Raw genomic sequence first — 26,726 nt, 5'->3', positions numbered from 1 at the left:
GTTTCGGTCCCATGTTGCGCAAACTCACACCCTATCTCCTCGTTGCACCGCTGATGCTCTTCATCACGGTCTTCACCTATATTCCCGTCATTACCAGCGTGAACCTCAGCTTCCGGCACTGGGACTTCCTGTCGCCGACCATGCCTTTTGTCGGTTTTGACAATTACCGCCTGCTGCTGAATTCCCGCGACTTCTGGAACTCGCTGCAAGTCACCGCCATCTTCGCGCTGATTTCAGTACCGATCAGACTGGCGCTGGCGCTGGCTGTCGCAAGCTATCTCGTGCGCGAAACCTTGCCCTCGCGGCTCTTGCGAGGGGCGCTCTTCCTTCCCTCCGTCACATCGACCGTCTCGATTGCGGTCGTCTTTTCCTGGGTCTTCGCCACCGATTACGGCATGGTGAACGCCGCGCTGACCTCGCTCGGCCTCGGCAAGGTGCAATGGCTGCAGGATCCGCAGCTTGCTCTGTGGGTGCTGATCTTCGTCAATACCTGGAAACAGCTCGGCTACGATATCGTCATTTACATCGCCGGCCTGCAGGCCGTTCCGCAGGAGCTCTATGATGCCGCCGCCGTCGATGGCGGCCGGCGCTTCCATGTGTTCCGCCGGATCACCGTGCCGCTCGTCATGCCGACCACCTATTTCCTGTTGGTGATTTCCGTGATCGAGGCCTTCCAGGTCTTTACCATCGTCAACATCATGACCCATGGCGGCCCTGCAGGTGCTACCGACATGCTCGTCAACCTGCTCTATCGCGTGGGGTTTACCCTCTTCGACATCGGCAGGGGTTCGGCGCTCGCCGTCCTGCTTTTCATCTTCCTGATCGTGCTGGCGCTGATCAAATCCCTCGTCATCGGCCGGAGGGTCCACTATGAAGCTTGAGAACCCAGTCGTCACCAGCCTCGCGCTGCTTGCCGGGCTGATCTTCCTGTCGCCCGTGCTCTATTCGATTTGGATGTCCTTCGAGACGGTGCAATCCTATTACACGGGCAGGTACGAATTCACGCTGGACAACTATGTTCGTGCCGTCACCGAGTACAATTTCGCTCGCTATCTTCTGAACAGCATCATCGTCTCCGGCCTGGTGACGCTGCTGGGCATTACGGTCGCGACCATGGCTGCCTTCGCCTTTGCACGCTACAGGTTTCGCGGCGGCAACCTGCTCTTCGGCGCCACCGTTGCCACGCTGATGATCCCGAGCCATATAAGCCTGATCCCTAATTATCTGACACTCGCCAAGGCCGGCCTGCTCGATACCTATGCCGGCCTCATCCTGCCGGCGATCTCGAACGGCTTTGCCGCCTTCTTCCTGCGCCAGTATATCAAGGGCATTCCGAAGGCGCTGGACGAAGCCGCCTATATGGATGGCGCAACACCGCTGCAGGTGCTCTGGCGGGTGATCGTGCCGATCGCACGGCCGGCCATCTTCTCGATGGGCCTCTATATCTTCATCACCGAATGGAACAATTACATCTGGCCGCTCGTCGCCGTCGGCAAGGAGGATCTCTACACGCTGCAGATCGGCCTTGCCCGCCTTTATCGCATCAATCCCGGCGAAGGCCTGGTCGATTGGCCGCTCGTCATGGCCGCCTGCACCCTCAGCATGTTGCCCGTGCTGCTCGGCTTCCTACTGGTCGAGCGCCACCTCGTGCGCGGCATCACGCTCGGCGCGGTCAAATAATCATGAACAAGGACAAGCATAGAATGACACGCATCGCTTCGCATCGCGGCGGCACTCTGGAGTTCGGCGACAGCACGCCGCAAGGTTTCGTCGCAACGGCAAAAATGCCGCTGGAAGAGGTGGAGTTCGACGTCCACCCGACAGCCGATGGCGCGATCATGATCCATCACGACGCAACGCTTGACGGCACGACGGATCGCAGCGGCGCGATCGCCGCCATGAGCGAAGCGGAGGTTCGTGCCGCCGTCATCAATTACGGCGCCGGCGGACATCCGATCTCGCTGGAGGAACTCTGTGCGATCTATTCCGGCAGCAAGGTAAATTTCCGCTGCGAGATCAAGCCTGGCGTCGATGGCCGCCCCTACGACAACTTCGTGCCCCGTGTCGTCGAAACACTCGCGCGCCACGGCATGCTCGAAAGGACGATCTTCTCTTCCTTTCTGGTGGAATCGCAGGATGCGCTTTCGGCGGCCACCAGCCGGCCGAAGCTCTGGCTCGTCAGCCCGCCAGTACTGCGTCAGCTTGGAGCCAGGGCCGTGATCGAAGTCGCGAAAGCGCATGACATCCCCGAAATCGGCGTTCATGTGGATACCGCCGATTCCGCTCTGATGGCCGAAATCATGGCAGCCGGTCTCGATTTCGGCTGCTGGGCCGCCCATTCGGCACGGCAGATCGAAAAGGTGCTGGCGCTCGGCGTCAAGGTCTTCACGACGGACCGGCCGAGCCTTGCCATTGCCATTCGCAACAGCTTCGGGACGGAGGCCGCACAATGAGCGGCATCACCCTTCGCGACATCAGAAAGTCCTACCTCGGCGGGCCGGAAGTCCTGCACGGCGTGTCCATGGATATCAAGTCGGGCGAGTTCGTGGTCATCGTCGGCCCGTCGGGTTGCGGCAAGTCCACCCTGCTGCGCCTCATTGCCGGGCTGGAACGCTGCGAAGAGGGCGATATCGAAATCGGCGGCCGGCGGGCCAACGATCTTGCGCCGCAGGATCGCGACATTGCCATGATCTTCCAGAACTATGCGCTTTATCCGCACATGACCGTGCGCGAAAACATTGCCTTCGGCCTCGAACTGCGTGGCATGCCCAAGGCCGAACGCAATGCGCGGGCTAAAAGTGTGGCCAAGACACTGCAGCTCGAACCCTATCTCAATCGCAAGCCGGGCGCGCTTTCCGGCGGCCAGCGTCAGCGTGTGGCGATGGGCCGGGCCATGGCGCGCAACAGTTCAATCTTCCTGATGGACGAGCCGCTGTCGAACCTCGACAACGCGCTGCGCGTCGCCATGCGCACCGAAATCAAGGAGCTGCACCGCCAGCTCGGCGCCACCATCGTCTATGTGACGCACGACCAGACCGAGGCACTCTCATTGGCCGACAGGATTGCGGTGATGAAGGACGGCGATCTCCTGCAGTTCGACACTCCTGAAGCAATCTATGACCAGCCGCAGAACCGCTTTATCGCGGGCTTCCTCGGCGTTCCCGCGATGAACTTCCTGCCTGTCGAACATCTTCCCGGCTGGCAGGGCCGGCAGGGACTGACCGCCGGATTAAGACCCGAATCCATGGCGATCCGCGCCGAAGAACCTGCGGAACCCGCCCTGCCCGTCCGGCTCATGCTGTCGGAGATGACAGGTTCTGATATCATCCTGCACTGTGACAGCCCGGCCGGACGCATCACCCTCACCAGCTCGCGTAAAGATGTGCCCCGCCATGCCGACAACTTCTGGGTCATATGCGATCTTGACCAGGCGGTGTTTTTCGATAACCAGAGCGGGAGCCGCGTCGATCTTTCAGCCGGAGATCGTCGAATTTAGACGCCGCTGACCGCTCCCGTCTCGGAAGCGGCACCGCAAGAAGTGATGCAATGGAAAGACAGAGCGAAATTCCGCAGCTTCTCGGCGATCTTATCAGCCGCAACTCGACAAAGCTTACCGAAGCCGACACGCGCCTTCTCGACGTGATGATGCAGGATCCCATTCGCGCGGCGATGGAAAACGGCAAGGCCGTCTCCTTCCGCGCCGGAGTGCATCCAGCTTCAGCGGTGCGGCTGGCACGCCGCCTCGGCTTCAAAGGTTATCCTGAATTCCGCACCTTCCTGCAGGCGAACCTTATCGAAGGAGGAGGCGATTTCGAAAGTCCGGCCGCCCGCATGGCCGCCCGTCTCGTCCGGGCGGAAGACGGCGGCGTGCTTTCCTCCGTTCTCGATAGCGAGATTGCAGCCCTCCAGCAGGTGCGCAACGCCGTCTCCGACGCCGATGTCAGAGGCTTTTCTGAAGTGCTGCGCGATTGCCGCCGGGTCTTCGTCTTCGGGCGTGGCCATTCTGCCGCCCTCGCCTCGCTCATCGCGCTGAGGCTCAATCGCTCGGGCTATCCGGCAGTCGATCTCGCCAGCCAGATGCATCTGATCGCCGAAGCGCTTGCGACATTGGGACCTGGCGACGTCGTCTGGCTGCTCGCTTTCCGCAAGGCCTCGCCGCTCATCCATCAGATCAGAAAGATTGCCGCAGAAAGAGGCGCTAAGGTCCTGGCGCTGACCGATCTGCTCAGCGCCCGCATCGATCCTGCACCCGACCGTCAAATCTCGGTTTCCCGCGGAGAAGCCGGCGAGTCCCAATCGCTCGTCGTTCCCATGACGATCGCCAACGCGGTCATTCTCGACCTCGCCGCCATCGATGACGGCCACTCGCTGCGCGCGCTCAGTAGTTTCAAGGCGTTCCGCGCGAACTGCGGGCTATCACCGGTGATCCTGTAGTAACAGAAATCTGCCGCCTCCGATCGGCATGATGATCATGGGACTATCCGGGAGACATTTCGATCTCCCGGATAAATCTGTTCGAACCTCATGCCGCCCGGGCGGCTTTGGCGGGGATCTCGACGTCGATCTCGAGGATCGAGACGTTCTCGCCACGATCAATCCTTATCTGCAGGCGATCGCCCTCGATCTCGACGTGTTTGGCGATAACGGCAAGGATCTCCTCCCTGAGAAGAGAGACGAGATCCGAACCGGGAGACATACGCTCGTGTGCCAAAAGCAGTTGCAAGCGTTCGCGCGCAACCGGCGCGGTTTTCCTCTTCTGAAAGAAATCGAATACGCTCATGCTGCCCTCCGTCCGAAGATCTTACCGAACAGACCCCGCTTCTCGCCTGGTATCGTCACCGGGAGAACTTCACCGTTGAGGCGGCGGACTGCTTCGAAATAGGCCTTTGCCGGGGCGCTGTTCTGGTCTGCAAGCGTGACCGGAGCGCCGAGGTTGGAAGCACGCAGTACATCCATGCTTTCCGGGATGATGCCGAGCAGCGGGATCGACAGGATCTCGAGCACGTCATCCACCTTCAGCATGTCGCCGCGTTCGGCGCGGGTGACATCGTAGCGGGTCAGAAGCAGGTGCTTTTCGATCCGCTCGCCGCGCTCCGCCTTTTCCGTCTTGGCATCCAGAAGGCCGATGATGCGATCGGAATCACGCACCGAGGAAACTTCCGGATTGGTGACGACAACAGCAATATCGGCATGCCGCATCGCCAGCGTTGCGCCGCGTTCGATACCGGCCGGGCTATCGCAGATGACCCAGTCGAAATGCTTCTTCAGCTCGCCGATGACGCGCTCGACACCTTCTTCGGTGAGGCAGTCCTTGTCGCGGGTCTGGGATGCCGGCAGCAGGAATAGTGTCTCCAGCCGCTTATCGCGGATCAGCGCCTGGGTGAGCTTCGCATCGCCCTGGATGACATTGATCATGTCATAGACGACCCGACGTTCGGCGCCCATGACGAGATCGAGGTTACGAAGACCGACGTCGAAGTCAACGACGACAACCTTCTCGTTCCTTTGCGCCAGCGCTGCCCCCAACGCTGCAGTCGAGGTTGTCTTGCCAACGCCACCTTTACCCGAGGTTACAACAATGACTTTTCCCATATCCCTCTCCTGTTTCAACCATTCACCCAGTTAAGTCAGTCGCGATGCCATGATCGCGTCGTTCTCAAGCCATAGCTGTGCAGCCTGACTGCGCAGCTCCGCCGGCAGATCGTCCGCCGTCTTGTAGATCCCGTCGATTGCCAGAAGCTCGGCCTCAAGCTTGCGGCAAAAGATTCGCGCCGCCGAATTGCCGATCGATCCGGCAAGTGCGCGTCCACGAAGCGCGCCATAAACGTGTATCGAGCCACCAGCGATAACTTCAGCCCCCGAAGCGATGGATCCAATGACCGTTACATCCCCTTCAGGGAAGACAATCGACTGGCCGGAGCGTACCGGTTCGTGCAATACCAGCGACGACAGCGTAGCGCGCACAACCGGCGCAACAACTTCCCGCACCTCGGCCGGCTGCGCCTTACCTGGCTTCTGCACTTGCGCCTCGGCATCAGCAGCGGGCATCTCCACGTCAGCAGCCGGGCGTCCACCAACCATTCCCGGTGGCATGCTGGCGTCGAGCTGCGACGGCCGTGCACCTTCAATGCCCATCACCCTGACGCCACGCTCACCGAGAGCCGCAACCATTGCCTTGAGCGCGGCACGATCCAGTGAGAGCTCACTCACGTCCAGAACCACCGGCCTGCCGAGGAAAAACCCAGCGGAGCGCGCAGCGAGGTCGTCGAGGCGCACGAGCCAGTCCTCGAATGGCAGATCAGGCGTCAGCACGACCGCAAGAAACGATCTGCCTTTGATACGAATGGAGCGCGCTTCGGTTAACACGTTAGTAAACTTGGTTAATTTCGATTTAAAAGCTTTAGCTGCTTCATGGTTAACAAATCGTTAACGCGGGGCCGGTGGGACCAAAAAATGGCTCCCCGAAGCGGCGGCGACCCACCCACAAATTTCGCGCCTCCAGCCGGTTACAATTCGGCCTTCTCACGAAAAATCAGGGCCTTTCTTGATTTCAAACGCAACAGGAAATCGGAAAGCCTTGGTTCGAATGAAACGCCATGCTCTTGCTAAAATCGCACATTCGCTCGCAGAATGACGCTACCAGTATGATGGACTCACAATAAGAGCATACGGAAAAGGAATGACCAGCTTTTTGATCACAGGACCGGAAACGGCGAGCTTCACGATCCTCCTGGCTCATGGCGCAGGCGGAGCGATGGATTCCGCGTCGATGACGGATCTATCGAAAGCGCTCGCAGACGGAGGATTCAGAGTGGCGCGATTCGAGTTCGCCTATATGGCGCAGCGTCGCCTGACCGGAGCGGTCAAGCCTCCTCCGCGTGCCGACCATCTCCTGGATGAATATCGCGCGGCGATCGGCGAACTAAATGCCGGCAGACTCATCATCGGCGGCAAGTCGATGGGAGGCCGCGTTGCAAGCATGATAGCCGACGAGAGTTTTGCGGCGAAGAAAGTCCGGGGCCTGCTTTGCCTCGGATATCCGTTTCACCCGCCGGGAAAGCCGGACCAGCTCCGCACCGTGCATCTGGAAAGCCTGCGCACTCCCACACTGATCTGCCAGGGAACGCGTGACCCCTTCGGATCAAGGGAAGAGGTCGTATCCTATACGCTCTCAGACCGGATTGATCTGCTCTGGCTGGAAGATGGCGACCACGATCTCAAGCCGCGGAAGAAGATCTCCGGATATTCCGCTGGCGACCATATGCGGCGACTGTCCGAATATACGGCGGCCTGGGCAGAACGGTTGTAACGAACAAATCAACGCTCGCACGACGCGATATTCCCACTAATATCAACCGTTTCCTCAATATTTAAGCTTGTTCAGTAAACATTTTTCAAAGGTTTGCTTGATCGAATGCGCCCTCGCGCATCCGCGCAGAAATCAGCTCCTGAACAAAGCGGCTTCCAGCTGAACACGCCCTTTGTCATCCGACGGGAAATCAGTCATGCGCGCGATCGAAGGCAGGAAGATTGACGGCAATCTTTCCATCTATCTTGATCTGCTGCGGCTCGGCGCAGCCGTTGTCGTATTTCTCTCCCATGCGCATGTTTTCCTGCTCCCCTCCATCAAGATCGGACCTCTTGGTTGGGGACGGGAAGCTGTCGCGGTTTTCTTTGTTCTCTCGGGATTTGTCATCAGCTACGTCGGGCAGGTGAGCGAAAGGGAATGGCGCGTATACCTCGTCGCCCGTCTCGCTCGAATAATGCCTGTTGCTTTGCTGGCGATCGCAGCGATCTTCGTGGCCGACACCATCGGGATGCACGCGAACGCCTTTTACTATGACTTCATCAATACCGGATTTTTAACTCCGGTATCAATCGAAGCCGCGCTCGCCTATGTGACCTTCACCAATCAATTGTGGTTTGCCCATGCCGTTTTTGGCAGCGGCGAACCATACTGGTCGTTGGGCTTCGAAGTTCAGTACTATTTGTTCTTCGGGCTATTTGCCTTTTCGCCGCGGCGCGCGAAAATCCCGTTGCTGTGCCTCTGGGCCGCGGTCGCCGGCCCGAAAATCCTGATGTATATGCCGCTGTGGCTCATGGGCTGGCTGACGATGAAGTGCGTCATCGAACGCCCGCCATTTCGGCGCCCCATCTCCATTGCGATGATCGGCGCGTCGCTTTTGCTGTTCTTCAGCCTAAAATTTTTCGCCGATCGCGCTGCTACCAACATGTACGAGACCTGGTCACTATCTCAGGAAGCGATCAATTTCGTATACTTCAATCTGATCGGCGTTGCGGTCGTCCTGCACCTCATCGGTGCGGCATCGTTGCTTTATGAGGCTCCGGTACTGTTCGAGAAGACAGGCCCGGCGATCAAATGGCTGGCTGGCGGCAGTTTTACGCTCTATCTTGTCCACCAGCCCCTTATCCTGATGTTTGCGGCCTTCCTGCATCCGGTGGAGGAGCACGTTCCGATGGCGGCTGCCCTGCTCGTCGCCTGTTTGTTTCTTTGCTTCCTGTTGGCAGAGGTCGCCGAACGCCGAAAGAAGTTCTTCGCCTCACTCATCGTCAGCCTGCTGCCGGTGCTATCGCGAACGGGTCAAAAAACGCCCGCCAATATTGCTTCCGGCACAGTCTCCTCAGGCGATAAGGCGCCGGCGACCTCGCAGCTCATTCGAGTTCTTGAGGAAATGCAAAACGCCCTCGATGGAGAAGAAAAAGTGGGCGACAGTCATGAAGCACCCTCTCACGACCGCGTGTCGCGCGCTTGAGTGATCGAATCTCCAGCGTCTCTCGGATCTGGCTGATCTGATGCACTCTCAACCATTCTCTGATCTTCCGCCTCAATGAACGCTCGGGAGCTTCATCGCGGAGGCGAATTCTTCTGCCACCAGTTCGCTGATCGCGATCAATGTTTCCTCGATCGTAAAACCGGAGGCGACACTCGCATCGATCAGATCCTGCAGATCCGGGCCGATAGCCTCGCGGCAGTCGTCAAGCCGATCATCGGAAACCGTCAAACTACGCAACTCTTCCATGAATGTCCCTTTTCAGAATAGAGGGCCAGAATAGAGTGCCGCCGGCATATTGCGGCGGCGCTGCTGTCATCAGCGTGCGGACGCGCGGCGTCTTGCGGCCGGCAGAAGCCCTTCGCGCTGCATCTTCTTGCGGGCAGCCTTGCGTTGTCGGGCAATTGCCTGGGCTTTTTCGCGGACACGCCGCTCCGAGGGCTTCTCATAGGCCCGGCGTTCCTTCATTTCGCGAAATAGTCCTTCGCGTTGCATCTTCTTCTTCAGGGCGCGGAGAGCCTGTTCAACATTGTTGTCTCTGACAATAACCTGCATGTTTTCTCCTTGCGGATAGTGGTGTTGAGCCCGCTCGGCTGGCGATCTCTCGGCATTCGTTCTGCGCAAATGGCGCAATCGTGGGCAGCCTTGGCTGAAGGGATCAGAGGATCACGCCTTGCCGCCGCGCTGCGTCGACGCGGCCGCAATGTGTGATGAACCAGCCAGTGGTCGATATTTGCTAAGGTTTTGGCTGGAACGCGCACACCTCTTCTAGAAGAGCACGCGTCGTTCTCTGGGCCTTACCAAACCGATAGGGGTGATGGGGAGGTAAATAAGAACGGCCTGACGGTATTGCAAGGCAGCCTGATCCGCCCACCAGCGGCCTGACGGGAACCTTCTGAAGCCATGCACATTCCCTTTGCCGAGCGCGGGCCGTGTCAACCGGACGCGGCGGGGATGGCGAATATGGCGATTTTTCCGGTTTCCCGCCATGGCCGACGAATGGCAGACGATCGTCCAACCTGTCCGGCCCGCCTCACTCTTTGGAGGTCGATTGAAGATAGCTACCTACAACATTAACGGGATCATCGGCCGCCTTCCAATACTGCTGCGATGGCTGGAAGAAGATGCGCCTGATGTCGTCTGTCTTCAGGAGCTGAAAACCTCTGACGATAAATTCCCGCGACGGGAAATCGAAAGCGCCGGATATCGTGCCGTCTGGCATGGCCAAAAGAGCTGGAATGGTGTGGCGATCCTTGCGCGAAGCGTTTTGCCGGTGCTGACACGCCGTGGCCTGCCGGGCGATCCGGATGACAGCCACAGCCGATACATCGAGGCGGCCATAAACGGGATGTTGATCGGCTGCCTCTACCTTCCAAACGGCAACCCGGCGCCTGGCCCAAAATTCGACTACAAGCTGCGCTGGTTCCAGCGCCTGCATCACTATGCCGGGGAGCTCTTGGACCTCAAAGTCCCCACCCTGCTCATTGGCGATTTCAACGTCATACCGACAGACATGGATGTCTATTCCCCGGAACGATGGCGCGATGATGCCTTGTTCAGACCCGAGGTCAAAAAGGCCTATGCCAGGTTGGTTCAACAGGGATGGACGGATGCGCTTCGCCACCTTCACCCGAATGAGCGAATCTACACCTTCTGGAAATACTGGAGAAACTCATTCGAACGGGATGCAGGAATGCGGATCGACCACGTTCTTCTCAGTCCCGACCTCGCTGGGCATCTTCGCTCTGCTAGCGTGCGGCGCAATCCGCGAAGTTGGGACCATACAAGCGATCATGCGCCAGTCATGATTGAGCTCGACCTGCCTTACGCGACTGGCGCGAGCCGGTGAGTCCACAAGTATAGAGCGCCGGCGAAACCTCTTCGTCCGCACGATCCGGAAAGAGTTGACGGCGCATGCGATCGAGGGCATCTGCTTCCTTGCGTGTTCTTGCAAGCAAATCGGTGGTGACGTCGCCGTAGCGTGAGCCGTCCGCCGAAGCAACGCCGACAGTCCCGCCGCTCGACAGGAAGTCGCAGAAAGAACGCACCGACCGAAGACGCGTGGTGATCTCGATATAGTAGCTATCGTGTCCGGCCATGCTCATCTCCTTTCGCTTTCAAAGGTTAACGCGCACTGCGTCAATATGATGGCGCTATTTGCGCCTTTCAGCGGGACCACACCGAAGGCACCGCATCATGATCGGCGTCGTTGGTTATCAGGCCCGCATAGGAAGTTATTCTCTTTTCGCAGGAACATTCACCCGCCATCCGCTTTTGTTCCCTCAAGGAGAATCGCCATGGCCAACGCTCGCACCACCTTCCATGAAGTCGTCTCGGAGATCGAGGCACTCGCGACTTCAAATGCAGCAGACCATTCCGGTCGCTGGACGGTCGAATATCTGACCCGACGCGAGGTCTTCTATCAATTTTCGGGAAATCGCAGTCTCGCAGGCGAGGACGCAACCGGACATCGGTTTGACGGTACACGCGATACGCTGACGGCCCTGCCCGCAAATCTGCTCATTCCCGCCATCGCCGACTTCGATAACAATACGATTATGGCCTTCTATATCGGAGCAAGCACGTCGGTGACGACAATCGCTCGGGAAGCAGTCGATTGCTCCGTGCGGGCGCCGGAAGTGCTGCTGCTGGACATCACCATTGATGACGAAGATCTGCTGGCAGGCACAAGATCCCTGACAAGACTGGCCTTCGTCGGGCTCGATGCCAATGAAGGATGGTCGCCGCTTGTTCCATGTGCCGACATCCTGACCATCAGTGACATGATCCATCCGTTCTGGTGCCACGGCAGACAGGTAGCCAAAGGGGGCCTGTTGCAGATCAGGATCTGACGAGACGATGTCGTGCGAGATGAGGTCTCACTTCCTGTCACTTGTCTGTTATGAGCGACCGCTGGTCGTCACTCAGTCAAATAACTCGCCACGTCCAATCTGCCCTTGCCTCGCATCGACGTCGCTGATTGGCGGATCGTCGGCAGGGTCGGGGTCCCTGGTGTTTGCGTCTTTGAGAGACCGTACCGCCTCAACGAGTGCCACGGCCATTTCATCCGTGCTCCAACCCGCAGCGTTGGCATCGGCGATAAGCGCCTCCAGGGCAACGCGGGCAGCATCGGTCGCATCCTGAAACCGGCGCGTGGGATCATTGCTTGTCGGGGTTGGAAAACTCATCTGCGTTCCTTTCGAGGGTTCGAACAAGATCCGTCCTTGGAGTGAACGCAGAGGACCGCAAATAGATGCGTTCGATCATCTCTATGTAGGTCCGCCGAGCGAAAACTATATCGATCGCTGCTCTTCAATGAATGCTTATGTTCTTCGACAGGTGCCGGCGGAGTGAAGCCTTGAGTGAACAACGCCGCAAGCCGGCAGTGAACACCCGAAGGAAGGAGGGCTCGGAACCAATCGCCAGTACATCGGTTGATACACTGATCTCCATGCCCGAGAGAAGCGAAACCGGTGGAAAAGCCGAACGGAGGTTTCAATGCATCTGAACGAGGCAAAGGTGACGCATCGGCAGAAGGCCTGGCATGTCGATTTCTTCGGCGACGCCGGTGAGCAACTGACGGTGCGCCTTCCCGAGGCGGCGGCGCTGAGCGAAGAAGACGCAATCGATCGTGCGAGGGAAATGATGGTGCAGCTGACGCCCTTCGGCACCCGAGGCGGCGAGCCGAGCCTCAATCGCTACGACAGTTTGAGCAACGGCAATTTCGACGACGATCAACCGCCTTTCGGGGTGAAACATTAAGGGAGGCATTGGATGACCATACGATCCGGGAGCTGCAATTGCGGCCAGGTGCGCTACCAGGTGGAGGGCGAACCCAAGCGCGTCGGGCTTTGCCATTGCACCGACTGCCGCCAGGAGAGTGGCGCAGCCTTTACCTATTACGCGATCTGGCCGACGTCCGCCTTCAAAACCACCGGGGAAACCGCAGTGCATCAAGGCCGCCGCTTCTGCCCGGCCTGCTGTTCGCGGGTCTTTGCCTACGACGAAGACGAAGCCGAGATCAAACTCGGAACCCTGCAGGATGCGCCGACCGGCCTCAAGCCCACCTATGAGCTCTGGATCAAGCGCCGCGAACCCTGGCTTCAGCCGGTCGAGGGCGCGGCACAGTTCGAGGAGGATCGGATCTGACAGGCGCCCGATGTCGAAGGTTCGCGACGGGCTGCTGCGCACACCGAGCTTTTAGCTCAAAAGGGTGATCACATTCGGTTGAAGCGTGAAAGGGCGAGAGGGATCGTCGCCATTCTCGACGGAGGCAGCAACCGCGTGGCCGCGAGGAATGTTATGGCAATGACCCCGGCGAGCTTCAGCCAGGGATAATTTCCAAGCTGCTCATGGGCACTCGCATCCGTCCATTGGGCGCGTGCCGAGATCGCGGTCTTCGCCTGCTCGCGGAGGAGAGCGAGGTGTCTGCGCAGCAACGTCAGATCCTCCTGCAATCTTGCGAGCTCGACGGTCTCCTGCTTCTCCACCGAATGGTCGACCGTAGGCATGACTTGTTCCGTTTCGGCCGCCTCCTCGATGTCGGCAAGATGTTCGTCAAGCTCAGCCTTCGTCTTGAATCCGCGCGTACGTATATCCGTCATAAGCACCTCCCATCCGCCGGGTCGATTATCGCAAGATGAGAACGCGCTCAGCCGTCATAAGTTCGAAGCTCGCCGATACATACCGCTTTATGCCTGGAACAGGAGCAACAGCCAGTCGAGTTGGGCGATCTCACCCGCCCATTTGAGAATGAAATAAATCGCCACAAGGATACAATTTTTTGGTGCATGGCGTTCGAGCATTGGCTAAGGAGACCAACGAAAGCTGGGTTTAACAGGCATCCGCATCCATGCCGCTATTGCGCACCCGTCACATGGTTCAGCTCCGCCATTAAGGCACGACCGCTGGACCATGCAATGACGACATAGGCGAGGCCTCCCACCGCAACTCCCATAAACAAGTCCACCAAAGGAAGATGCAGGCTGCCGCCTGTCATATGGAGAGCCAGGCCGACGGCGCCGACCATGACACAGGCGCCCAGCCCGGCGGGCAGGATCCGACGCAACAAGGAGGGCCAACGGAATCCGGTGCCGCGCTGCAGGAAGTAGAGAGACACTGAAGTTGTCAATGCCGCGGCCACGACCTGCGCGACCGCGATATTGACGAGGTCCGGTCGGATCCAGCCGGCGATTGCAAGGCAAGCGAGGCTTGTTGCCGTAAACAGCATGTTCAGCCGCGGCAGCAGGGCAACCCGGCCGATAATGCTGAGCACGGGCTCGTTGAGCATCTGGATGACGGCAATGCCGCGCGCAGCTGCCAGCAGAATGAGAACTGGGGCGGCCGCGAGCCACTGCGTCCCGAGCAGCACGCTGACGAGTTGTTCGGATATGACAGCAAGGCCCATGAAGACGGGAAGAGCGGCAAAAGCAGTGGCCGCCATGATCAATCCCATAAGCCGGCTGAGGCCTTCCGCCCCGCTGCCCGCCGCGTTCTGCTGGCGGGAGAAATAGCTCCATGCCAGCATCCGCACGGGTTCGGAAATCAGCTCTGTGACGGCGCCGACGATACGGCTTGCCATTCTATAGATGCCGACCTCCGTCGCGCCGATGAAGAACACGATCAGGAACTCCGCGCCATAACTTTGTGCAAATTGCATGAGGCGCGATGCCAGGAGCCGGGTGGAATAGGCAAGCGCCTCGCGGGCAGTCGTGAGCTGGAATTCGAACCGCGGAAGCCAGCGCGCAAAGCCGGTGGACATCAGGAGTGCGACAAGCACGACGCAACAGCGTCCTGCCGCAAGCGCGACGATGCCCCAGCCGAGCAATAGCCCTCCGGTCGTTACGAGAAGGCCCGAAAATTCCGAGGACGCCTGATAGAAGGCAAGTTCGCGCAGGCGTCGCCTCCTGACCAATACGCCGCTCTGACAGATGATGAAGGTGCCGGGCACGATGGTCGCCATCAGCAGCAGAAGAGTGAAGAAGATCGACCCGGTCGGCGCCAGCCAGACGAGGGAAACAGCAAGTCCAATCAAGCCGAGAATGGTGAAGGCGAGTCCGCTTGCAAGCGCGCAATAGAGAACCGTTCCGGGCAGTTCCCTATCATGCGGTGCAGCAATCAGATATTCGCTCCATCCGGCTTCAGCAATCTTCGATTGCAGCAAAACGGTCGAAGAGACCATGGCAAAGACGCCAACCTCGGCCGGTGAGAGGACGCGGGCTGCGACCAGCAATGTACCGATACCGCAGAGTTGGCTGACCAGACGAGCGCCCGAAACCCATAGCGCATCCCGTGATGTAGAGACACTACGCGGCTCCTGGTCTTCCCCTGCGCCGGGTAGTGATGCCGTACTAGATGTGCCCATGGTCACATGTTCTTTTGAGTTTATCTGAGTTTATATTGTCATTATTACGCGTACCGCATGTGTTACCAAAGTAACAACTTTGGTGTATATTCGATATTGACGATCTATACTCACTTCTGCATAGTCAAGATGAAATTACAATCCTGCATATGAAGATTGGTCGGCACATGCATGGATTTAATCCGCCCTTTGTGACGACACAAAATCGTTTGTTGGCCGATTGGGCCGGAGGGACATAATGATGATGATACTCGCACATCGTGGCTGGTGGCTTGCACCCCATGAGCGGAACACTTTAGGCGCATTCGACAAGGCATTTGCCGCCGGACACGGCGTTGAACTGGATGTTCGCGATCTGAATGGTGAACTGGTAATTTCACACGATCCTGCCACAACCGGGGCATTGTCCTTCGCGCGCGTTCTTGAGTGCTATGCAGCAAATGGCGCACCGGGACGACTGGCCATCAATATCAAGGCGGACGGCCTCTGCCCTGCCCTGCTGCCGATGCTGGAACAATATGAGGTGACGAAACGCTCCTTCGTTTTCGACGCGTCGGTTCCCGATCTCAGGCCCTATCTCGATAGCAATATCCCGGTTTTCACCCGCTACAGTGAGGTCGAGCTCTACCCGTCCTTCTACGAACGCTGTGAGGGCGTATGGGTGGATTCTTTCACCGAGAAGCCGGCCTCGATCGAACGCGCGATCGATGATCTAAGGCGCGGCAAATATGTCGCGATGGTCTCGCCGGAACTGCACAAGCGCCCGCATGAAGCGGTCTGGGCCGCCTGGTCTGGCGCATTGCGACAGGCTGCAAAGAGTGGTCTTCCGCTCGAGCGGCTGATGATCTGTACCGATCTGCCCGATGCAGCCGAGCAGAGCTTTGCCTGGATGGTTGAGGAGGAAGTCACATGATCCGTGCTGTTTTGTTCGATATGGATGGCGTGCTGATCGATGCCAAGGAATGGCATTATGAGGCGCTGAACCGGGCGCTCGATCTTTTCGGCATGCCGATCGACCGCCAGGCGCATCTGACTACGTTCGATGGCCTGCCAACCCGCCGCAAGCTGGAGATCCTCTCCCGTACCAATGGCCTGCCGAAGGGGCTCAACGAACTGATCCACGAGCTGAAGCAGGACTATACGATGGAGCTGATCTACACCCGCTGCAAGCCGGTGTTTGCCCATCAATACGCGCTCAGCCGTCTCAAGCACGATGGCTACAAGATCGCCGTCTGCTCGAACTCGATCCGTGTCACCATCGAGTCCATGATGCGGCGCGCCGGATTGATAGAATATATCGACCTCATCGTTTCCAATGAGGATGTCACCCGCGCCAAGCCGGATCCGGAAATGTATGTGACGACGATGGAGCGCTTCGGCCTCAGACCGGATGAGTGCCTGATTCTCGAGGACAATGAATACGGCCTGAAGGCCGCGCGCGACAGCGGCGCTTACGTCATGCAGATCGGAACACCGGCCGACGTTGTCTACGGCCGGATCGTGTCGGAGATCAAGCGTGTATCGGAGGTGATGGCATGATCGTCCTGTTCCCCACTACGGGCACAAGCCCGCATTTCAGCCCGGAAGACTATGCCTATCCGCGCCCGCTTATCGAAGTGGCCGGAAAGCCGATGATCCTATGGGCCATCGAAAACATGAAGTCGCTCGGCAGCGACGCGCATTTCCTCTTCCTCGTCGACCAGCAGGATGCCGTCAAATATTCCTACGAGCGGATCTTTGACCTCAGCACCAACGGCCGTTCCGAGGTGGTCATGCTGAAAGGCCCGACGGCCGGTGCGCTCTGCACCTGCCTGATGGCGGTCGACAAGATTGACCCCACCGAGCCGCTGGTGATTGCCAACAGCGACCAGATCATCGACACCCGGCTTGCATCCGTGATTGCGGAATTCGAGGCAGCCAAGGCGGATGCCGGCGTCATCACTTTCGAGACGATCCACCCGCGCTGGTCCTATGTGACGCTCGGCGACGACGGTTTCGTCAACCGCACGTCCGAGAAGGATGTGATCAGCAACAAGGCGATCGCTGGGTTCTATTATTTCCGCGAGGCCCAGATTTTTTTCAAGGCCGCGACTGCCGCCTTGAGGCACGGGGTGACGGTGGATGACCGCTACTATGTCAGCTCGTCGCTAAACGAGGTGATCCTGGATGGCGGCCGCGTCGTTTCCGCAAGCGTTCCCGCGGACCGCTACCACAGCTTCTACAACCCGAAAATGATCGAGAATTTCGAGGTCAACGGGGTCCGCCGCCTATCCTCAGCACAGGCCCAGCGACCCGTGCAACTGGTGGTGCCGGCCGCCGGCCGGGGCAGCCGCTTCGCCAAGGTCGGGTTCACCCGCCCGAAGCCCTTCATCGACGTGCTTGGCCGGCCGATGATCCAGCATGTGCTCGAAAACACGCTGCCGCCGGGTGGACAACCAACGGTCCTGCTGCTGCGCGAACATCTGGACAGCCAGGCGGATGCGGTGGCCGAACTTCGCTCGCAGGGCGTCGGGGTCGTTTCGGTCGATCAACTCACCGAAGGCACCGCCTGCACCGTTCTGCTGGCGCGTCAGCATCTCGATGAGGAAGCTCCCCTTCTCATCGCCAATTCCGACCAGGTGGTGGACATGCGTATCGTCGATTTCATCGATGACTGTATGTCGCGCGATCTCGACGGATCGATCCTCGTGTTTCGCGACCCGAAGCGCGACCCGAAATGGTCTTTCGCCGAAACCGATGCGGCAGGATTCGTGCTCAGGGTTGCCGAAAAGCAGCCGATCTCCGAACTGGCAACAGTCGGTATCTACTTCTTCCGCCGCGCCGGCGATTTCATGAAGGGCGCGCTCGACATGATGGTGCACAACGATCGCACCAACAACGAGTTCTATGTCTGCCCGGCCTATAATTACGCCATCCGTAACGGTGCACGCATCGGCGTTTACGAGATCGATGTCAGGAACATGCACGGGCTTGGTACGCCCGAGGATCTGGCCGAATATCTGCAGGGCCGTGAGCCTGCCTATGCATGACGTCGGAACCAGGCCGGACGCGATGGCGCCGCTGAACATCATCATTCCCATGGCCGGGAATGATTTTGAGCGGCCTGACGGCTCGGTGAAGGCGGAGATGCCGGTTGGAAAGACGACATTGCTCGGCGCCACGCTGGAGGCGCGTCCCTGGTGGAGCAGCGCGGCTGTGCCTGTTTTCGTGCTGCGGGACAGGCCTGCATCACGGCGCTACGCTCGGGAAACATTGCAGGCACGCTATCCGGCAGCGCGGATCGTCTGGCTGTCCGAAATGAGCGGTGGCGCTGCCTGGAGCGCTGCGGCCGGTGTGGCACTCGTCGCTTTTCCGGATGCGCCCGTTGTCGTCGACCTCTGCGATATCATGTTCGACTGCGATGCGGATATTGCTGCAATCTTTGCAACCGAACCCAATCTCGGCGGTCTGGCACTCACATTTGCCTCCCACCATCCGCAATACAGCTATATCAGGCTTGGAAATGATGGCCGGATGCTGGAAGCAAGGGAAAAGGTCGTCATCTCCGAGAATGCATCGGCAGGCGTCTATGCGTTCCGCAACGTCGCCGTTTTTCAGCTGGCTCTGGCCCACAGCCTGCAGAACCGGGCGCGCCTCTCGCATAACGGCCTGCTCTTTGTCTGCCCTATGCTGAACGGCGTGGTCGCACACGGTTTCGATGTCCGGACGCTGCCGGCGCGTGACGTGTTCGATGTCAAGATCGCAGACGTGACCCTTGCCGGCTAGTGGCTAGGATAGGGGAAAATACCGGTGCCGTTCCACTTCGACGGAGACGGGCGGAGCCTTGCTAACGATCCCCTCGACACGCGTTCGCGGGATCAGGGGACCTAGTAAACGGGAGTTCATCATGACAGCCGGGATATCGAGCAAATTACCCTCTCTCGCCATTATCATACCCTGCTACAACAATGTTGAGACACTTGCGGAGGCGCTGGACAGCGCTCTGGCACAGGATTATCCGAACTTCGAGGTCCATATCTGCGACAACGGCTCCACGGACGGCAGTCGGGAAATGATCGCATCCTACTCATCTCCATTGCTGAAGCCGGCCCTGCACCGAGACACCGTGCCGCGCACGGACAACTGGAATCGCGCCTACACCGCCGGCGCAAATGCCGATTACCTCGTCACCCTGCATGCCGACGACCGTCTCGCGCCGGGGGCGTTACGCGCCATCGGGCGCGCGGCAATGCGCCACCCTGCCCTGATCCATGGCCGTTTCCGGCAGATCACCTATGAGGGTGATCCCATTCCCGGCCGCCGCTTCGGGTGGAGTTACAGCAACAGCGGTGAAGCGTTTCGGGAACTGCTGCTGCTCAACAATATGGTCGCGATGCCGGGCGCAACGATCCGCACGGATGTCTTCTTCAAGGCCGGCCGCTGGGACCCAGCCTGGCAATATCTGCAGGATATGGAGCTCTGGTGGCGCTGCGGCGAGCTCGGAGAAGTGGCATTTGTCGCCGACATGCTTGGCGACCACAGGGCCTACAAGCATCCGCAGGCACTGCACCGGCATGCCGAAGAACATCTGCGCTGGGCGACGCGCAGACTTCGCAACGCTCCGACCCGCCGACTACGGCAAGCCGCTGCCGATGGTCTGAACGCCTACCTCACGCGCCTCGAGGCGGAAGTGGATGCCTTGCCGGATGTCGCCGGCAGCCTGGTGGAGCCCGTAAGGGCGGCCAGGGCGGCGCTCGCGAAGGCACCGGGAACGCGCGTCGATGCCCTTCGCCGGCAACGACTGTTGCGTATGCGGGCTGCCTCGCTCTCGGCCATCGCTAAGTTCTTTGGAAGACTTTCGCCATGGCAGGCCTTATCGCGTTGATGGTCGACAGCATCCGCCCGTTCCAGATTGGCGTAGGCTCTTTCAAATCGTCTTCATGGCACGGCTACCGACTGGCCTGGATACTGCCATTCGAGAACCATTTGACACAGGCGTGCGATAACTGTCATCGCGAGCATTCACATCCCGTTGGCCGCCGCGACGGTCATCACTATCCGCTATAGCAACGAGTGCGGCGATAATTCCCGCCATCGCAAGCAGGATCGCGATGACAGGCACGGCAAAGCCGCTGGATCTTTCTCCGGACTCGCCGTTCCGACGCTCGGACTTTGGTCTGATGACGCGCGGACTGAAGTCCCAGATCCGGAACGCACTGCCTCCCCACCCGTTCGGCCCTCCATCGAAAGAGGAGTTCAGTCATGGGTGACAGGAACGAAATCCCGGGAATTTCCAGCGCGTGGAACGCATCCCTGATGGCACTCGTCATCTTTCTTGCCGTCCTGCTCTATGTCTTCGGCACGGCCATGTCGGGCGACACCGATCAGTTGACCGCCAGCGTTCCTGGCGCCGATGTCATCCAGGCCAGGTGAACTGGAAAAGTCCAGCCGATGCGATAGTTTGCAAGGATCGTCGCAAATCAGGTTGGAAATGAACTGGCTCATACGGTGGAATGCCCGCTCCCTCGCTTCCCAATTCTTCATCATGGGAGGGTTTGTTTCCCTTGGCGCAATGTTCGTCATAGGGCTCATCGTCACCCATCTCATCGAGGATGCCGTCATCCACAATTCCGGGGCTGCAACAGCGCTCTATGTCGATAGCGTCGTCGCACCCTTGCTTCCCGACATGCAGACGGAATCGCTGCTCGACGAGGGAAGCGCCAGGGCGCTCGATGAAACGCTCGGACAGGGCGCGCTTGGCCGCCGTCTCGTGTCGTTCAAGCTGTGGCGCCGTGATGGCACGATCCTCTACTCCAATGAAAAGGAACTGGTGGGGAAGACATTTCCTGTCAATGACAAGCTCGCCCAGGCATTTGCGGGCTCGCTGGTCGCACGTTATGAAGTCGCAAGCGACCCCGAAAGCGCCGAGGAGCGCAGTCTCGGCAGGGCGCTCATGGAAATTTACAATCCTGTTTTGCAGCCTTGGTCGGGCGAGGCTGTGGCCGTGCTTGAATTCTATGAGACGGCCGAAGGGCTGGAAGACAGCCTCGCACGAGCGCGGCTCTGGAGCTGGCTGGCCGTGGCCGGCCTGACCGCAATCTTCTTCCTCGTTCTCTCCATTCTCGTCTTTCGCGGCAGCCATACGATCGAGGTCCAGCGTGAAGCGCTCAAAGCCAGAGTAGACGAACTCTCCGCACTTCTCGCCGAAAATCGCGGTCTGCAACGCAGGCTTCAACTGTCCTCCCGGCGCGCCGCCGCCTTGAATGAAACTTATTTGCGCAGCATTGGAGCCGATCTGCATGACGGCCCCGCCCAGCACATCGCCTATGCTTCGCTGCGTCTCGACAGCAACCTGCTGGTCGATGCCGCTATCCAGCCGGAGACGCGCGAGAAGGAACTCGCCTGGATCCGTTCGAGCCTTGCCGAGGCGATGAAGGAGATCCGTGACATCTGCAAGGGGCTGGTCCTGCCGCAAATCGAGAAGGCTTCGACTACGGAGATCGTGAAACGCGTTGTCGAGGCCCACCAGCAGAAGACCAACACCACCGTCGATACAACAATTGACGAGGACGATCGGGAGCTTGCCCCCGCTCTCAAGATTTGTATCTACCGCTTCATTCAAGAGGCACTCAACAATGCCTATCGCCATGGCGGCGGCGCTGAGCAGGCCGTCAGGGCAACATCACACGGCGGCGGCGTCCGCATCGAAGTCAGTGACCGAGGCGAGGGTTTTGATCCGACGCAGGTGAGGTCGGCGAGCCTCGGCCTTGTGGGGCTCAAAGAGCGAATCGATAGCCTTGGCGGTGAATTCGACATAAAAACCGGTGAAGGCGGAACGACTGTCATTATGACCTTCGCGCCTATGGAAGTGGAGGAATAGAATGACGTCTATCAAAGTCGGCGTCGTAGACGACCATCCCCTTTTTCGCGAGGGGGTGACCCGTAGCCTCTCCGAGGTCAGCGATTTTGTCGTCGTCGGAGAAGGCGCCAACACATCTGATGCCGCAATGATCGCCGCCGATACCCGTCCAGACGTGCTGCTTCTCGACGTGTCGATGCCCGGGGACGGGCTCTCGGTGATCGACGAGATCCTTTCGATAAGCCCGGACACCAAAATCCTCATGCTCACGGCCTCAGAGGAAGTCGATACGCTCGTCGAAGCGCTGCAACGCGGGGCAAAGGGTTACATTCTCAAGGGTGTTGGTTCCCGCGGTCTGGCGGAAGCGATCCGCACTGTTTTCAAGGGAGCCCGCTACGTGTCGCCGGCGATGTCGGCCAAAGTCATGGAATATTCATTGAGCGGGCAGGCATCGGACAGGGACGCGCTTACCCCTCGGGAACGCGAGGTGATGGATCTCGTTGCGCAGGGTCTTTCAAACAAGCATATCGGTCTGCGTCTCGATCTACAGGAGAAAACGGTAAAGCATCACATGACCCAGATCCTGACAAAGCTCGGCGTCACGAACAGGACGGAAGCCGCGTTGCGGTGGCGCGAAAAACGCTAGCGCAAGAGACGCGTCAGTCGCGTGCTGTCAGCCGATGTCGCCCGCCTGTTGATGATCGTGCGGCCTTTCGAGTCCTTCATGATGTAACGTCCAGCACGAAGGGTTTCGGTTATTCCATTCGTATGCCGGACATCGATCGAGCCGTCAGTATCTTCGGTTGCCCGTTCTCCAGATGTTGAGGGCGCATTGTTCGTGCTGCCGGCTCCGTTCGAGCTGGATCGGCCGTTCCCACCGCTGTTGCCGCTGCCGCCCGAATTACCGTTTCCATTCCCCCCGCCATTGCCGTTGCCATTCCCCCCGCCATTACCATTTCCCCCACCGTTGCCGCTTCCATTTCCCCCGCCGTTGCCGTTTCCACCCCCTCCGCCATTACCGCCGTTGCCGTTTCCATTCCCCCCGCCATTACCGTTTTCGTTCTTCGCGAAGGCTACCTCGCTGGCGAGCGAGAGAAACGAACCCGCCACATCGACCTTCAACGGCGCAACGGCAAGAATACTCGCGCCGCAGCCCTTCAGGAAATTGCGCTTAGAGATCGCCATCGTCACTTGCCTTGTCGTTCTTCCCTAGTGTCTGCTCAAAAGCAGGAAGCACGAGATTGACCGCTTGTTCCGAAATTGCAAGACGGTCGGACATAGGTACCAGGCGGTCTGGGACTTTGGTCCGGGATCACAAGCAACGGTCGCGCCTCGGGGACGCAACCTTCTCACGGCAAGAAAAATGCCTTCGCTCAGATAATGGGAGAAACGCACGGACGTCTTGGCCCGCTGAACGGCTGATAGGTATTGTCCAAGGCGCGATAGGAATTATAGCGCGCGGCACACCATGATATATGCGGGTTGGGGCTTGTATCGGCCGCCGGTAGTCCGACGGAAAGCTCTCTGTCTTCGATTACGCAGGGCTTGCGGGGTCCGCCGTCAAAAGGCTGGTATGAATTGTCAGCCACGTTATAGGACCGGTAGCGTTGCTGGCACAGGCTGAGATGACGGCCGTCAGCCATCCATTCCTGCTTCGGCTGCTCAATCGCACCCGCCACGGCTGCATCAGGCGGCGCGATGGCTGCAATGCCGACGAGATTGGCAGGCTTTGAAAGCGAAGCGTCGTCCGCCATGGCCTGGAGGGGCGGAAGGCGCTCGTAATCTTGTGTTTGGGGATCAACGCGTGTCGGTGTCGTCGTCCAGAGCGGCGCATCGAGATTGGCGAAATGATGGGGTTCCGGTTCGCGGAACCCATAGGACGCAACTCCGAGACCGCCAACCAGAACGGTCCCCACCACTGCCAGACAGATGGATGGTGCAGCAAGCGACTTCATGACGCGATCTCCCATTCCCGGTACAGATAGAAATTAGGAACGCCGGGCTTCGGTTCCGCGGACAGGTCGAAAATCGTGTCTTTTGATGCTTATTTTGCTGGTGCAATGGGGAGGACTCTCGGAGATAGGAATTTATTGCCATCGCCCCGATTTTGACGGATAGCTGTTCTATTGGGTGATCCGATCGATCGCAGCAGATTGCGGGCAGAAAGAGGAAGCATGTCGCAGAGAGCAGGCAGCGCCGACCTCCCCCTTCACGGAGGGCGCGTGCCGCCATGGCTGGGCAACCGCATGACCACGCTTGGTGCGCTGATTGCCGAGGCTATCGTCCACCACTACGGACGTGACGAGTTTCTGCGCCGGCTTGCCCATCCCTTCTGGTTCCAGTCCTTCGGCGCAGTCATGGGCATGGATTGGCATTCCTCCGGCATCACGACCAGCGTGCTCGGCGCGCTGAAACGCGGGCTGAAGCCGCTTTCGAAAGAACTCGGCCTGCATGTCTGCGGTGGACGCGGGGCGCAATCGCGCAAGACGCCGGACGAGCTGATGGCGATCGGCGACCGCACCGGGCTGGACGGCGCCGGGCTGGCCAAGACAAGCCGCCTGGTCGCCAAGGTGGACAGCGCAGCCGTGCAGGATGGTTTCGATCTCTATCTCCACGGCTTCATCGTCGCCGATGACGGCCATTGGGTGATCGTCCAGCAAGGCATGAATGGCGACAAACGTCAGGCGCGGCGCTACCACTGGTTCTCGGAAGGATTGGAAAGCTTCGTCAATTCTCCGCATGCGGCCATCGAAGGCCGCTCGCAAGGCGAGATCATCAATCTGGCCGACCGGCGCGCGGAAAAATCCCGCCACGATCAGCTCGATCTTCTCGCAGCGTTTGGCCCGGACCGCATTATTCGCGAGGCGGCAGCCCTTGCCCTGGCCGCTGATCCTGCACCCGCGCCGGAGCCAGCCGAACAGCTGATGCTGCCGCATCTCATCATGCCCGCCCATCACGATGTGCGCGAAAGCGACGTCAATATGCGGCGTCTGCACGGCAACCTTGCCGCAGCTGCCGATCGCGGACCGGTCGATTTCGAAGATCTGCTTCTCGTGCCCGGCGTCGGCGCCCGCACAGTCAAGGCGCTGGCGCTCGTTGCCGAAGTCGTACATGGCGCGCCCTGCCGCTTCTCCGATCCCGCGCGCTTTTCGATCGCTCATGGCGGCAAGGACAGGCACCCCTTCCCCGTGCCGCTCAAGGTCTACGACGAAACAATCAATGTGATGAAATCGGCGGTCATGAAAGGCAAGCTCGGCCGGGAAGAGGAGCTGCAGGCCCTGCGCCGTCTGGACGACCAATCGCGCAGCATGGAGCGTTACGTCACCGGCCCGGACCTCAAGGAAATCGTTGCCGGCGAATTCCGGCAATCCTCGACCTTCGGCGGCCGAAGCGTCTTCGGCTGGGAGCCGCCGCCGCTCGCAAGAAAACGACCATAGAGCGCAGGCCAGAAGAGGGCGGCTACCTGCCGCTGAAGGCCTGGCTGAATGACAATGTCCATCAATTCGGAGATTTAAGAGAGCCGGTCGGTTGCTGATGGATGCGACAGGCGAAGACCTTTCGGTTTCCGCCTATATCAGCGATCTCGAGCGTAAGGTCGACGACCTTACTGCCTGAGGGAGCAATCAGCCGATCAGCAGCTTGACCCAGGCCTCGACATCATCACCGCTGCTCATCTCAGGGCGCACGAGCCCGTCGATCATGAATGTCGGCGAGACATGAATACCGTTCTGACGGGCATATTTGCAGTGCCATTTGATCTCCCGGTCGAGATCGAGAATGGCGAAGGCTTCCTTCAGCGCAACACCGCTATAGCGCTCGAGGCGCTCGATGATCTGATTCGGCGTCACATCCATGTTCGGGCCGCCGGCGTGACGCTCGAACTCGAATTCCTCGCGATGGGCGGCAACGGCCGCAATGACCTTCTTCGCAGTCTCCTTGCCGCCTTTCAGCGTCGATGCCGCCAGGATAGAGCGTACGATCACGCCGGAGTAGAGATGCCATGGCTGCGACTGTAGCCGGATCTTCACTGTGATCTTTTCCGCACCGGCTTGCTCCAGAAGCGTATCCAGCTTCTTGAACGTCCTGACGGAATAAGGGCAGGTCGGCTCCAGAAAGGCCTCGAAAACCCGTGGTCCAGAACCCCAAACGAGCGGGTCTGCCTGCCAGGAAGTCGTCGTCATATTCATGTCCTCTTGTCCTGCGGAACGATATTACCGGCCACCATAATCAACGGCGCAGCCGGCGTCGCTGATGATAAGGTTGTTTCCCGTTCTATTTATTCACGGTGTCATGAAAGGCATAAGACCGTTTGGCCTGTCATGCCTCTTTCACAAATGCATCGAGCCGCTATGCTGTCCTCACGGATAAAATGATGGGTAAATCAGTGATGCAGGTACGGCAGGTCGAATTGCGCGAGCGAATGACGATCCTCGGCGATGTCAATGCCGCCTCGTTCATCCCGTGGATCCGCCGCCATGCTGACAAGCTTGGACTTTCCCAGGATTTCTTTCACACCGGCGCCGACCGAATCGAACTTGAGGTCGCGGGGCCTGTGGAACTGATCGACATGCTGGAAATGGGGTGTTCGCTTGGCCCGATCGACGTCTGGGTGGATGAGATTCAGCGCAGGATTGTAGATCCCGCCGATACACCGTAAAGCAGGCTGCATTGATCCCCTGCCCTTTATTTAATCATTGTTGCCAATGCGATTTTTTTATGCAAGCCTCTGGAA

33 protein-coding genes are annotated in these 26,726 nt (G+C 59.1%); 21 read left to right on the top strand and 12 right to left on the bottom strand.

What is annotated here, in order from left to right; genetic code table 11:
* The first annotated feature begins 11 nt into the window (after positions 1–11).
* The 5 genes from AB8B33_RS28085 to AB8B33_RS28065 are packed head-to-tail and all read left to right on the top strand — an operon-like array spanning position 12 to position 4,434.
* Positions 12–881, top strand: a complete 870-nt coding sequence (locus AB8B33_RS28085; protein WP_439017877.1) for a carbohydrate ABC transporter permease — start codon at positions 12–14, stop codon at positions 879–881.
* Positions 871–1,680, top strand: a complete 810-nt coding sequence (locus AB8B33_RS28080; RefSeq protein ID WP_439017876.1) for a carbohydrate ABC transporter permease — start codon at positions 871–873, stop codon at positions 1,678–1,680. The genes AB8B33_RS28085 and AB8B33_RS28080 overlap by 11 nt, the downstream gene beginning before the upstream one ends.
* 23 nt (positions 1,681–1,703) lie before the next feature.
* Positions 1,704–2,453, top strand: a complete 750-nt coding sequence (locus tag AB8B33_RS28075; RefSeq protein WP_439017875.1) for a glycerophosphodiester phosphodiesterase family protein — start codon at positions 1,704–1,706, stop codon at positions 2,451–2,453.
* A complete protein-coding gene (locus AB8B33_RS28070) occupies positions 2,450–3,496 on the top strand; it encodes an ATP-binding cassette domain-containing protein (protein WP_113320096.1) in 1,047 nt (348 codons plus the stop codon). The genes AB8B33_RS28075 and AB8B33_RS28070 overlap by 4 nt, the downstream gene beginning before the upstream one ends.
* A 50-nt stretch (positions 3,497–3,546) precedes the next feature.
* A complete protein-coding gene (locus AB8B33_RS28065; RefSeq protein ID WP_439017874.1) occupies positions 3,547–4,434 on the top strand; it encodes a MurR/RpiR family transcriptional regulator in 888 nt (295 codons plus the stop codon).
* A gap of 88 nt (positions 4,435–4,522) precedes the next feature.
* Here AB8B33_RS28065 and minE read toward each other — a convergent pair whose 3' ends face one another.
* Genes minE through minC form a run of 3 tightly spaced genes read right to left on the bottom strand, consistent with a single transcriptional unit; the run spans position 4,523 to position 6,366 of the window.
* On the bottom strand, positions 4,523–4,780 hold the full coding sequence (minE, locus tag AB8B33_RS28060; RefSeq protein WP_007823242.1) for a cell division topological specificity factor MinE: 258 nt from the start codon (positions 4,778–4,780) through the stop codon (positions 4,523–4,525).
* Complete coding sequence (gene minD / locus AB8B33_RS28055) at positions 4,777–5,592, bottom strand: septum site-determining protein MinD (RefSeq protein ID WP_113320098.1); 816 nt, start codon at positions 5,590–5,592, stop codon at positions 4,777–4,779. The genes minE and minD overlap by 4 nt, the downstream gene beginning before the upstream one ends.
* Before the next feature lie 30 nt (positions 5,593–5,622).
* Entirely contained in the window at positions 5,623–6,366 is a 744-nt protein-coding gene (gene minC / locus AB8B33_RS28050) for a septum site-determining protein MinC (protein WP_439017873.1), read from the bottom strand.
* Positions 6,367–6,679: 313 nt separating this feature from the next.
* On the opposite strand from minC, the gene AB8B33_RS28045 reads away from it, so the two are divergent.
* The gene (locus tag AB8B33_RS28045) at positions 6,680–7,309 is read left to right on the top strand and encodes an alpha/beta fold hydrolase (protein ID WP_113320100.1); all 630 of its coding nucleotides are present in this window, start codon (positions 6,680–6,682) and stop codon (positions 7,307–7,309) included.
* 196 nt (positions 7,310–7,505) lie between these two features.
* Complete coding sequence (locus AB8B33_RS28040; protein WP_439017872.1) at positions 7,506–8,774, top strand: acyltransferase family protein; 1,269 nt, start codon at positions 7,506–7,508, stop codon at positions 8,772–8,774.
* A 72-nt stretch (positions 8,775–8,846) separates the two neighbouring features.
* On the opposite strand, the gene AB8B33_RS28035 is transcribed toward AB8B33_RS28040, so the two are convergent.
* Complete coding sequence (locus tag AB8B33_RS28035; RefSeq protein ID WP_113320102.1) at positions 8,847–9,041, bottom strand: hypothetical protein; 195 nt, start codon at positions 9,039–9,041, stop codon at positions 8,847–8,849.
* A 69-nt stretch (positions 9,042–9,110) separates the two neighbouring features.
* Positions 9,111–9,347, bottom strand: a complete 237-nt coding sequence (gene rpsU / locus AB8B33_RS28030) for a 30S ribosomal protein S21 (protein ID WP_112545267.1) — start codon at positions 9,345–9,347, stop codon at positions 9,111–9,113.
* Between the two features lie 496 nt (positions 9,348–9,843).
* Here rpsU and xth point away from each other — a divergent pair, with 496 nt between their 5' ends.
* Positions 9,844–10,641, top strand: coding sequence for an exodeoxyribonuclease III (gene xth / locus AB8B33_RS28025; protein ID WP_439018866.1), 798 nt, complete (start codon positions 9,844–9,846; stop codon positions 10,639–10,641).
* On the opposite strand, the gene AB8B33_RS28020 is transcribed toward xth, so the two are convergent.
* Positions 10,595–10,891 carry a hypothetical protein gene (locus tag AB8B33_RS28020; RefSeq protein WP_113320103.1) on the bottom strand — a complete coding sequence of 99 codons (297 nt, stop codon included), beginning with the start codon at positions 10,889–10,891 and terminating at the stop codon, positions 10,595–10,597. The genes xth and AB8B33_RS28020 overlap by 47 nt on opposite strands.
* Positions 10,892–11,089: 198 nt before the next feature.
* On the opposite strand from AB8B33_RS28020, the gene AB8B33_RS28015 reads away from it, so the two are divergent.
* Positions 11,090–11,644 (top strand): hypothetical protein, encoded by a 555-nt coding sequence (locus tag AB8B33_RS28015; RefSeq protein WP_113320104.1) that lies wholly within the window; start codon positions 11,090–11,092, stop codon positions 11,642–11,644.
* Positions 11,645–11,716: 72 nt separating this feature from the next.
* Here AB8B33_RS28015 and AB8B33_RS28010 read toward each other — a convergent pair whose 3' ends face one another.
* A complete protein-coding gene (locus tag AB8B33_RS28010; protein WP_113320105.1) occupies positions 11,717–11,980 on the bottom strand; it encodes a hypothetical protein in 264 nt (87 codons plus the stop codon).
* Positions 11,981–12,290: 310 nt separating this feature from the next.
* Here AB8B33_RS28010 and AB8B33_RS28005 point away from each other — a divergent pair, with 310 nt between their 5' ends.
* Both AB8B33_RS28005 and AB8B33_RS28000 read left to right on the top strand, forming a co-directional pair.
* On the top strand, positions 12,291–12,554 hold the full coding sequence (locus AB8B33_RS28005) for a hypothetical protein (protein WP_113320106.1): 264 nt from the start codon (positions 12,291–12,293) through the stop codon (positions 12,552–12,554).
* A gap of 12 nt (positions 12,555–12,566) precedes the next feature.
* Positions 12,567–12,941: a GFA family protein gene (locus AB8B33_RS28000; RefSeq protein WP_439017871.1), complete on the top strand. Its 375-nt coding sequence runs from the start codon at positions 12,567–12,569 to the stop codon at positions 12,939–12,941.
* Between the two features lie 68 nt (positions 12,942–13,009).
* On the opposite strand, the gene AB8B33_RS27995 is transcribed toward AB8B33_RS28000, so the two are convergent.
* A complete protein-coding gene (locus AB8B33_RS27995) occupies positions 13,010–13,396 on the bottom strand; it encodes a hypothetical protein (RefSeq protein ID WP_439017870.1) in 387 nt (128 codons plus the stop codon).
* A gap of 254 nt (positions 13,397–13,650) precedes the next feature.
* Positions 13,651–15,156, bottom strand: a complete 1,506-nt coding sequence (locus AB8B33_RS27990; RefSeq protein ID WP_439017869.1) for an oligosaccharide flippase family protein — start codon at positions 15,154–15,156, stop codon at positions 13,651–13,653.
* 238 nt (positions 15,157–15,394) lie between these two features.
* Here AB8B33_RS27990 and AB8B33_RS27985 point away from each other — a divergent pair, with 238 nt between their 5' ends.
* The 8 genes from AB8B33_RS27985 to AB8B33_RS27950 all read left to right on the top strand — a co-directional run bounded on the left by AB8B33_RS27985 (position 15,395) and on the right by AB8B33_RS27950 (position 22,640).
* Positions 15,395–16,069, top strand: coding sequence for a hypothetical protein (locus AB8B33_RS27985; protein WP_439017868.1), 675 nt, complete (start codon positions 15,395–15,397; stop codon positions 16,067–16,069).
* On the top strand, positions 16,066–16,695 hold the full coding sequence (locus tag AB8B33_RS27980; RefSeq protein WP_007823215.1) for an HAD family hydrolase: 630 nt from the start codon (positions 16,066–16,068) through the stop codon (positions 16,693–16,695). The genes AB8B33_RS27985 and AB8B33_RS27980 overlap by 4 nt, the downstream gene beginning before the upstream one ends.
* Positions 16,692–18,185, top strand: coding sequence for a glycosyltransferase family 2 protein (locus AB8B33_RS27975; protein ID WP_113320111.1), 1,494 nt, complete (start codon positions 16,692–16,694; stop codon positions 18,183–18,185). The genes AB8B33_RS27980 and AB8B33_RS27975 overlap by 4 nt, the downstream gene beginning before the upstream one ends.
* Complete coding sequence (locus AB8B33_RS27970; RefSeq protein WP_439017867.1) at positions 18,178–18,921, top strand: hypothetical protein; 744 nt, start codon at positions 18,178–18,180, stop codon at positions 18,919–18,921. Before AB8B33_RS27975 ends, AB8B33_RS27970 begins: the two co-directional genes overlap by 8 nt.
* A gap of 121 nt (positions 18,922–19,042) precedes the next feature.
* Positions 19,043–20,020 carry a glycosyltransferase gene (locus AB8B33_RS27965; protein ID WP_113320112.1) on the top strand — a complete coding sequence of 326 codons (978 nt, stop codon included), beginning with the start codon at positions 19,043–19,045 and terminating at the stop codon, positions 20,018–20,020.
* Between the two features lie 377 nt (positions 20,021–20,397).
* Entirely contained in the window at positions 20,398–20,568 is a 171-nt protein-coding gene (locus tag AB8B33_RS27960) for a hypothetical protein (RefSeq protein ID WP_439017866.1), read from the top strand.
* Between the two features lie 58 nt (positions 20,569–20,626).
* A complete protein-coding gene (locus AB8B33_RS27955; RefSeq protein ID WP_439017865.1) occupies positions 20,627–22,015 on the top strand; it encodes a sensor histidine kinase in 1,389 nt (462 codons plus the stop codon).
* A gap of 1 nt (position 22,016) precedes the next feature.
* Complete coding sequence (locus tag AB8B33_RS27950) at positions 22,017–22,640, top strand: response regulator (RefSeq protein WP_113320115.1); 624 nt, start codon at positions 22,017–22,019, stop codon at positions 22,638–22,640.
* Here AB8B33_RS27950 and AB8B33_RS27945 read toward each other — a convergent pair.
* Both AB8B33_RS27945 and AB8B33_RS27940 read right to left on the bottom strand, forming a co-directional pair.
* On the bottom strand, positions 22,637–23,179 hold the full coding sequence (locus AB8B33_RS27945) for a hypothetical protein (RefSeq protein WP_439017864.1): 543 nt from the start codon (positions 23,177–23,179) through the stop codon (positions 22,637–22,639). The genes AB8B33_RS27950 and AB8B33_RS27945 overlap by 4 nt on opposite strands.
* A gap of 188 nt (positions 23,180–23,367) precedes the next feature.
* A complete protein-coding gene (locus AB8B33_RS27940; RefSeq protein WP_439017863.1) occupies positions 23,368–23,949 on the bottom strand; it encodes a BA14K family protein in 582 nt (193 codons plus the stop codon).
* 219 nt (positions 23,950–24,168) lie between these two features.
* Between AB8B33_RS27940 and AB8B33_RS27935 the strand changes: the two genes are divergently transcribed.
* A complete protein-coding gene (locus AB8B33_RS27935; RefSeq protein WP_439017862.1) occupies positions 24,169–25,431 on the top strand; it encodes a DUF763 domain-containing protein in 1,263 nt (420 codons plus the stop codon).
* A gap of 186 nt (positions 25,432–25,617) precedes the next feature.
* On the opposite strand, the gene AB8B33_RS27930 is transcribed toward AB8B33_RS27935, so the two are convergent.
* A complete protein-coding gene (locus tag AB8B33_RS27930; protein ID WP_439017861.1) occupies positions 25,618–26,175 on the bottom strand; it encodes a DsbA family protein in 558 nt (185 codons plus the stop codon).
* A gap of 191 nt (positions 26,176–26,366) precedes the next feature.
* On the opposite strand from AB8B33_RS27930, the gene AB8B33_RS27925 reads away from it, so the two are divergent.
* Complete coding sequence (locus AB8B33_RS27925; RefSeq protein WP_439017860.1) at positions 26,367–26,651, top strand: acylphosphatase; 285 nt, start codon at positions 26,367–26,369, stop codon at positions 26,649–26,651.
* Positions 26,652–26,726: the final 75 nt, after the last annotated feature.

It is taken from the genome of Rhizobium sp. 768_B6_N1_8 (genome assembly GCF_051811225.1).
Classification (GTDB): domain Bacteria; phylum Pseudomonadota; class Alphaproteobacteria; order Rhizobiales; family Rhizobiaceae; genus Rhizobium.
Note: the sequence above shows the minus strand (reverse complement) of the source record. Positions and strands in the feature narration are given on the sequence as shown.

Bases quoted from the DNA above. Each gene is read 5' to 3' on its own strand.
- AB8B33_RS28085 (WP_439017877.1), top strand. From the start codon at position 12: ATGTTGCGCAAACTCACACCCTATCTCCTCGTTGCACCGCTGATGCTC.
- AB8B33_RS28080 (WP_439017876.1), top strand. From the start codon at position 871: ATGAAGCTTGAGAACCCAGTCGTCACCAGCCTCGCGCTGCTTGCCGGG.
- AB8B33_RS28075 (WP_439017875.1), top strand. From the start codon at position 1,704: ATGACACGCATCGCTTCGCATCGCGGCGGCACTCTGGAGTTCGGCGAC.
- AB8B33_RS28070 (WP_113320096.1), top strand. From the start codon at position 2,450: ATGAGCGGCATCACCCTTCGCGACATCAGAAAGTCCTACCTCGGCGGG.
- AB8B33_RS28065 (WP_439017874.1), top strand. From the start codon at position 3,547: ATGGAAAGACAGAGCGAAATTCCGCAGCTTCTCGGCGATCTTATCAGC.
- minE (WP_007823242.1), bottom strand. From the start codon at position 4,780: ATGAGCGTATTCGATTTCTTTCAGAAGAGGAAAACCGCGCCGGTTGCG.
- minD (WP_113320098.1), bottom strand. From the start codon at position 5,592: ATGGGAAAAGTCATTGTTGTAACCTCGGGTAAAGGTGGCGTTGGCAAG.
- AB8B33_RS28045 (WP_113320100.1), top strand. From the start codon at position 6,680: ATGACCAGCTTTTTGATCACAGGACCGGAAACGGCGAGCTTCACGATC.
- AB8B33_RS28040 (WP_439017872.1), top strand. From the start codon at position 7,506: ATGCGCGCGATCGAAGGCAGGAAGATTGACGGCAATCTTTCCATCTAT.
- AB8B33_RS28035 (WP_113320102.1), bottom strand. From the start codon at position 9,041: ATGGAAGAGTTGCGTAGTTTGACGGTTTCCGATGATCGGCTTGACGAC.
- rpsU (WP_112545267.1), bottom strand. From the start codon at position 9,347: ATGCAGGTTATTGTCAGAGACAACAATGTTGAACAGGCTCTCCGCGCC.
- AB8B33_RS28020 (WP_113320103.1), bottom strand. From the start codon at position 10,891: ATGGCCGGACACGATAGCTACTATATCGAGATCACCACGCGTCTTCGG.
- AB8B33_RS28015 (WP_113320104.1), top strand. From the start codon at position 11,090: ATGGCCAACGCTCGCACCACCTTCCATGAAGTCGTCTCGGAGATCGAG.
- AB8B33_RS28010 (WP_113320105.1), bottom strand. From the start codon at position 11,980: ATGAGTTTTCCAACCCCGACAAGCAATGATCCCACGCGCCGGTTTCAG.
- AB8B33_RS28005 (WP_113320106.1), top strand. From the start codon at position 12,291: ATGCATCTGAACGAGGCAAAGGTGACGCATCGGCAGAAGGCCTGGCAT.
- AB8B33_RS28000 (WP_439017871.1), top strand. From the start codon at position 12,567: ATGACCATACGATCCGGGAGCTGCAATTGCGGCCAGGTGCGCTACCAG.
- AB8B33_RS27995 (WP_439017870.1), bottom strand. From the start codon at position 13,396: ATGACGGATATACGTACGCGCGGATTCAAGACGAAGGCTGAGCTTGAC.
- AB8B33_RS27990 (WP_439017869.1), bottom strand. From the start codon at position 15,156: ATGGGCACATCTAGTACGGCATCACTACCCGGCGCAGGGGAAGACCAG.
- AB8B33_RS27985 (WP_439017868.1), top strand. From the start codon at position 15,395: ATGATGATGATACTCGCACATCGTGGCTGGTGGCTTGCACCCCATGAG.
- AB8B33_RS27980 (WP_007823215.1), top strand. From the start codon at position 16,066: ATGATCCGTGCTGTTTTGTTCGATATGGATGGCGTGCTGATCGATGCC.
- AB8B33_RS27975 (WP_113320111.1), top strand. From the start codon at position 16,692: ATGATCGTCCTGTTCCCCACTACGGGCACAAGCCCGCATTTCAGCCCG.
- AB8B33_RS27970 (WP_439017867.1), top strand. From the start codon at position 18,178: ATGCATGACGTCGGAACCAGGCCGGACGCGATGGCGCCGCTGAACATC.
- AB8B33_RS27965 (WP_113320112.1), top strand. From the start codon at position 19,043: ATGACAGCCGGGATATCGAGCAAATTACCCTCTCTCGCCATTATCATA.
- AB8B33_RS27960 (WP_439017866.1), top strand. From the start codon at position 20,398: ATGGGTGACAGGAACGAAATCCCGGGAATTTCCAGCGCGTGGAACGCA.
- AB8B33_RS27955 (WP_439017865.1), top strand. From the start codon at position 20,627: ATGAACTGGCTCATACGGTGGAATGCCCGCTCCCTCGCTTCCCAATTC.
- AB8B33_RS27950 (WP_113320115.1), top strand. From the start codon at position 22,017: ATGACGTCTATCAAAGTCGGCGTCGTAGACGACCATCCCCTTTTTCGC.
- AB8B33_RS27945 (WP_439017864.1), bottom strand. From the start codon at position 23,179: ATGGCGATCTCTAAGCGCAATTTCCTGAAGGGCTGCGGCGCGAGTATT.
- AB8B33_RS27940 (WP_439017863.1), bottom strand. From the start codon at position 23,949: ATGAAGTCGCTTGCTGCACCATCCATCTGTCTGGCAGTGGTGGGGACC.
- AB8B33_RS27935 (WP_439017862.1), top strand. From the start codon at position 24,169: ATGTCGCAGAGAGCAGGCAGCGCCGACCTCCCCCTTCACGGAGGGCGC.
- AB8B33_RS27930 (WP_439017861.1), bottom strand. From the start codon at position 26,175: ATGACGACGACTTCCTGGCAGGCAGACCCGCTCGTTTGGGGTTCTGGA.
- AB8B33_RS27925 (WP_439017860.1), top strand. From the start codon at position 26,367: ATGGGTAAATCAGTGATGCAGGTACGGCAGGTCGAATTGCGCGAGCGA.